The 4,109-nt window shown below is 68.4% G+C and carries 6 protein-coding genes; 4 read left to right on the forward strand and 2 right to left on the reverse strand.

The annotated features are described in order from the left end of the window. On the reverse strand, positions 1 to 1,083 hold a 1,083-nt coding region (carA, locus tag RMO04_RS03280; protein ID WP_309643366.1), incomplete at its 3' end, for a glutamine-hydrolyzing carbamoyl-phosphate synthase small subunit. A gap of 153 nt (positions 1,084 to 1,236) precedes the next feature. On the opposite strand from carA, the gene RMO04_RS03285 reads away from it, so the two are divergent. From RMO04_RS03285 to RMO04_RS03295, 3 genes are all read left to right on the forward strand, one after another. After that, positions 1,237 to 1,671, forward strand: a complete 435-nt coding sequence (locus RMO04_RS03285) for a DUF1330 domain-containing protein (RefSeq protein WP_309643367.1) — start codon at positions 1,237 to 1,239, stop codon at positions 1,669 to 1,671. Positions 1,672 to 1,758: 87 nt separating this feature from the next. Beyond that, positions 1,759 to 2,004, forward strand: coding sequence for a DUF1272 domain-containing protein (locus RMO04_RS03290; RefSeq protein WP_309643368.1), 246 nt, complete (start codon positions 1,759 to 1,761; stop codon positions 2,002 to 2,004). Positions 2,005 to 2,008: 4 nt separating this feature from the next. Further along, a complete protein-coding gene (locus RMO04_RS03295; protein WP_309643369.1) occupies positions 2,009 to 2,326 on the forward strand; it encodes a cupin in 318 nt (105 codons plus the stop codon). On the opposite strand, the gene RMO04_RS03300 is transcribed toward RMO04_RS03295, so the two are convergent. Beyond that, positions 2,323 to 3,471, reverse strand: a complete 1,149-nt coding sequence (locus RMO04_RS03300) for a response regulator (RefSeq protein WP_309643370.1) — start codon at positions 3,469 to 3,471, stop codon at positions 2,323 to 2,325. The two genes, RMO04_RS03295 and RMO04_RS03300, sit on opposite strands and share 4 nt — an antisense overlap. A gap of 159 nt (positions 3,472 to 3,630) precedes the next feature. Here RMO04_RS03300 and RMO04_RS03305 point away from each other — a divergent pair. Continuing rightward, positions 3,631 to 4,109 (forward strand): HAD family hydrolase (locus RMO04_RS03305; RefSeq protein WP_309643371.1); only part of this gene is annotated, 479 nt, incomplete at its 3' end.

The following is a 4,109-nucleotide window of genomic DNA, read 5'->3' on the forward strand; positions in this document are numbered from 1 at the left end:
CTGCACCGAAAAGACCGGACGGTCCTTCAGGGCGATGCCGGCGTTTGTGCCGTCGAACAGCGAGACGTGGGTCTCGACCACCGGGGCCGGGAGGCTGTCGCGGTCGACGGTGAAGCCGTGGTTCATGGAGACGATCTCCACCTTGCCGGTGGTGATGTCCTTCACCGGATGGTTCGCGCCGTGGTGGCCCTGCTCCATCTTCACGGTGGAGGCGCCCAGCGCCAGCGCCATCATCTGGTGGCCCAGGCAGATACCGAACACCGGGGTGCCGCTCTCGACCAGCTTCCTGATCTCGGGGACCGCGTAGAGGCCGGTCGCTTCGGGGTCGCCAGGGCCATTGGACAGCAGGACGCCGTCCGGCTTGCGGGCCAAGATGTCCTCGGCCGAGGTGTTGGCCGGCACCACGGTGGCCCGGGCGCCGATGGAGGTCAGCGCGCGCAGGATGTTGCGCTTTACCCCGTAATCCAGGACCACGACCTCGTACTTCGGCTGACCGGCCTTGGCGTAGCCCTCCGGCCAGGTCCACAGCCCCTCGTCATAGACGAACGGCTGCAGGCAGGTGGCGTCCTTGGCCAGATCGAGGCCGACCAGGCCCGACCAGGCCTTGGCCTTGGCGACCAGGGCCGGGATGTCGAACTTGCCGTCGGGACTGTGGGCGATGACGCCGTGCGGCATGCCCTTCTCGCGGATGGCGCGGGTGAGCGCGCGGGTGTCGACGCCCGCGAGGCCCACCACCTCGCGGCGCTTCATCCAGGTGTCGAGATCGCCCTCCGAGCGCCAGTTGGCCGGGGCGGTCGGCACGTCGCGGAAGATCGCGCCGCAGGCCGAGGTCTTGGCCGAGCCCGACATCTGCTCGATGTCCTCGACGTTCACCCCGGTGTTGCCCATGTGCGGGAAGGTGAAGGCCACGATCTGGGACATGTACGAGGGATCGGTGAGGATCTCTTGGTACCCGGTCATGGCGGTGTTGAAGCAGACTTCGCCCACCGCCTCGCCCGCCGCGCCGACGCCGGTCCCCTGCAGGACCGTGCCGTCCGCCAGCACCAGGACGCCAGTCGCACCAGGAAGAAGTTCGGTGGTCATCGGCGTGGCTCCTATGGCGGGGCGCATGCTCGCAGAAGGACGGGCCAGGGTGAACCCCGTCCGTTTTGATCTGCCTGCTTGTTGCGCAAACGGCCGCGTAGTTAGTGAGTCCCGACGGGCCGGTCAATGCGCCCGAATGGGAGGAGGCCTGCGATGAGTGTCTATATCGACCCCGACCGCGACGCCTGGGCGATCTTCAAGGCCCTGCCGCGGGACCAGCCCATTCAGATGCTCAACCTCGTGCGGGTGAAGCCGATGGCCGATTATCCCGAGGATCACCCTGATCACGGCAAGGCGATCACGGGGCTGGACGCCTACCGCGCCTATGGCCGGACCACCGCGCCGATCCTCAAGCGCCTGGGCGGGCGTCAGGTCTGGGCGGGCAAGCCGCAGGTCTTGGTGACCGGACCGCGGGATGAAGCCTGGGACCTGGCCTTCATCGCCGAGTATCCGAACGCGGGCGCCTTCCTGGCCATGGTCTCCGACCCCGACTACCAAGAGTTCGTGAAACACCGGACGGCGGGCGTGGCCGATTCGCGGCTGTTGCGGCTGGATCCGGTCGAGCCCGGCGAGGGCTTTGGCGAGTAGGTCATTGGCGGAAAACGAGGGAAGTGCGTCATTTCTGACGCCGCCATGTCTTGGCATAGTCTAGCAGCGATTTAACGGAGTTCGACGATGCTGGCTCTGAAACCCAACTGCGAATGCTGCGACAAGGACCTGGCCGCCGACGCGCCGGACGCCATGATCTGCACCTTCGAATGCACCTTCTGCGCCGACTGCGTGGAGGCCCGCCTCGGCGGCGTCTGCCCCAACTGCGGCGGCAACTTCGCGGCCCGGCCGATCCGGCCCGCCGCCGCGCTCGCCCGCTTCCCGGCTTCGAGCGAGCGGTTCAGCAAGGCGCACAAGGCCTGCGCGGCCTAGGCGCATGCCCAGCATCGTCACCGACGCCCGGACATTCATCGCCGAGCGCGCCTGGGGGTCGAGGGACCTCGCCGAGATCGACGGCGCGAGCGTCCGCCTGCATTGGACCGACCAGCCTTATGTCTGGCACGTCAACGATGGACCGGAGGTGTTCGTCGTCCTCGAGGGCGTCGTCGAGATGCGCTTTCGCGAAGGCGGGGTCGAGAAATCAGCGCGACTGGAGCCCACCGACATGTTCATCGCCCAGGTTGGCGACGAACACGTGGCCCATCCGATCGGTGAGGCGCGCATCCTGGTGATCGAGCGTAAGGGCTCGGTCTAGGGGCCCTGTTCCAACACCTCGGAGATCGCCTCGAACAACGTCTCGGCGCGGACGGGCTTGGCGATGTGGCGGTCGGCGCCAGCGGCCTTCGAGGCTTCCAGGTCGCCCGGCGCGGTATTGGCGCTGATCACGATGATCGGGGCGCGGGGCAGGCCGGCGCCCTCGGCGCGGCGGATGGCTCGGATGGCGTCCAGCCCATCCATCACCGGCATGCGCAGGTCCATCAGCACCAGGTCGAAGGCGCCGCTTCGCCACGCCTGCACCGCCTGGGCGCCGTCCTCGACGCTGACCACCTCGGCGCCGGCCGCGCCTAGCATCAATTCAATGACCTTGCGATTGGTGGGGTTGTCGTCGGCGGCCAGGACCCGCAGCGGCGGGGCGTCAGGCGCGTGGACGATGGAACCCGTCGCCGGCGTTGAGTCGGTGGCCCGCTCCGCGTCGCCGTAATCGAGCAGGTTGTTGACCAGATCGTCGAGGGCGCGCGCCGATTTCACGATTTCCGCCAGTATGGCGCGCTGATCGTCGGCCAGGTCGCCGGCCTCCAGCGCCTGGGCCAAGCCCATCACCCCGTTGAGGGGCGTGCGCAACTCGTGGCTCATGTCGGCGAGGAAGTCGCTCTTGGCGCGGCTGGCGGCCTCGGCGTGGTGCAAGGCGTCTTCCAGGTCGGCGGCCTGGCGCTTGAGCTGAGTGATGTCGACCCGCAGGCCGATGATCCCGCCGTCGGCGGTGCGGCGTTCCTCGATCATCAGCCAGCGGCCGTCGGCCAGGCGCTGCTCGTGGCGCTCGCCGGTGGGCGAGGTCAGCTTCCGCATGCGGGCCGCCAGCCATTCGTCCTCGCGGCCGACGGCGTCGGGATAGTCGCCACGCGCGACCCCGACCCTCAGGGTGTCCGCCAGCCGGGCGCCGGGCCGGAACAGGTCGGCGGATCGGTGGTAGATCTCGGCGTAGCGCCGGTTCCACAGGACGTAGCGGCCCTCGGCGTCCAGGAAGACCACGCCCTCGGGCAGGGCGTCGATGGCTTCGCGCAGGCGAGCCTCGGCGCGCAACGCCTCGGCCTCGGCCGCGACGAGCGCGCGACCTCCCAAGGTTCGGCCGATATCGCGCGCGAGCTTGGCGCACCAACCGCGCAGTCCGCTCTTAGACATCGGCCGCCCCGGAGAATCACGCAACCACGGCGATCAGATGAGGCGCGGGAGGCTGCTGACGTGCGACCGGCGCCCAAATCGGGCGCAGGAAACCGCGAAGCGCCTGTCGTTTGGGCGGTGAGGCTCGATTTTCGCGCATATGAGGCTATGGGAGGCCGCATGAGCATCACCACGGTCGGCTTGGACGCCGACGACACCCTTTGGCACAACGAGAACATCTTCCGCCTGACCCACGAGCGGTTCTGCGACCTGCTGGCCGAGGTCGCCGACCGGGCCGAACTTGAGGCGCGGCTGGCGGAGGTGGAGAAGCGCAACCTGCGCCTCTACGGCTACGGGGTGAAGGGGTTCACCCTGTCGATGATCGAGACGGCCATGGAGCTGACCGACGGCGAGGCGCCGTCGCGGGTCATCCGCGAGATCCTGGCGGTGGGCCGCGAGATGCTGACCGAGCCGGTCGAGCCGTTGCCCGGGGTGGAGGACGCGCTGGCCGAGCTTTCGAAATCCTATCGCCTGGTGCTGATCACCAAGGGCGATCTGCTGCACCAGGAACAGAAGCTGGCGGCTTCCGGGTTGGGCGACCTCTTCGCCGCCGTGGAGATCGTCAGCGAGAAGGACGCCTCGACCTATGCCCGGGTGTT

It is taken from the genome of Phenylobacterium sp. (assembly GCF_031412415.1).
In the GTDB taxonomy this organism is placed as follows: Bacteria; Pseudomonadota; Alphaproteobacteria; order Caulobacterales; family Caulobacteraceae; genus Phenylobacterium.

What these genes read in the sequence shown, in the direction of transcription:
- RMO04_RS03285 (WP_309643367.1), top strand. Translation starts at nt 1,237, where the DNA reads ATGAGTGTCTATATCGACCCCGACCGCGACGCCTGGGCGATCTTCAAG.
- RMO04_RS03290 (WP_309643368.1), top strand. Translation starts at nt 1,759, where the DNA reads ATGCTGGCTCTGAAACCCAACTGCGAATGCTGCGACAAGGACCTGGCC.
- RMO04_RS03295 (WP_309643369.1), top strand. Translation starts at nt 2,009, where the DNA reads ATGCCCAGCATCGTCACCGACGCCCGGACATTCATCGCCGAGCGCGCC.
- RMO04_RS03300 (WP_309643370.1), bottom strand. Translation starts at nt 3,471, where the DNA reads ATGTCTAAGAGCGGACTGCGCGGTTGGTGCGCCAAGCTCGCGCGCGAT.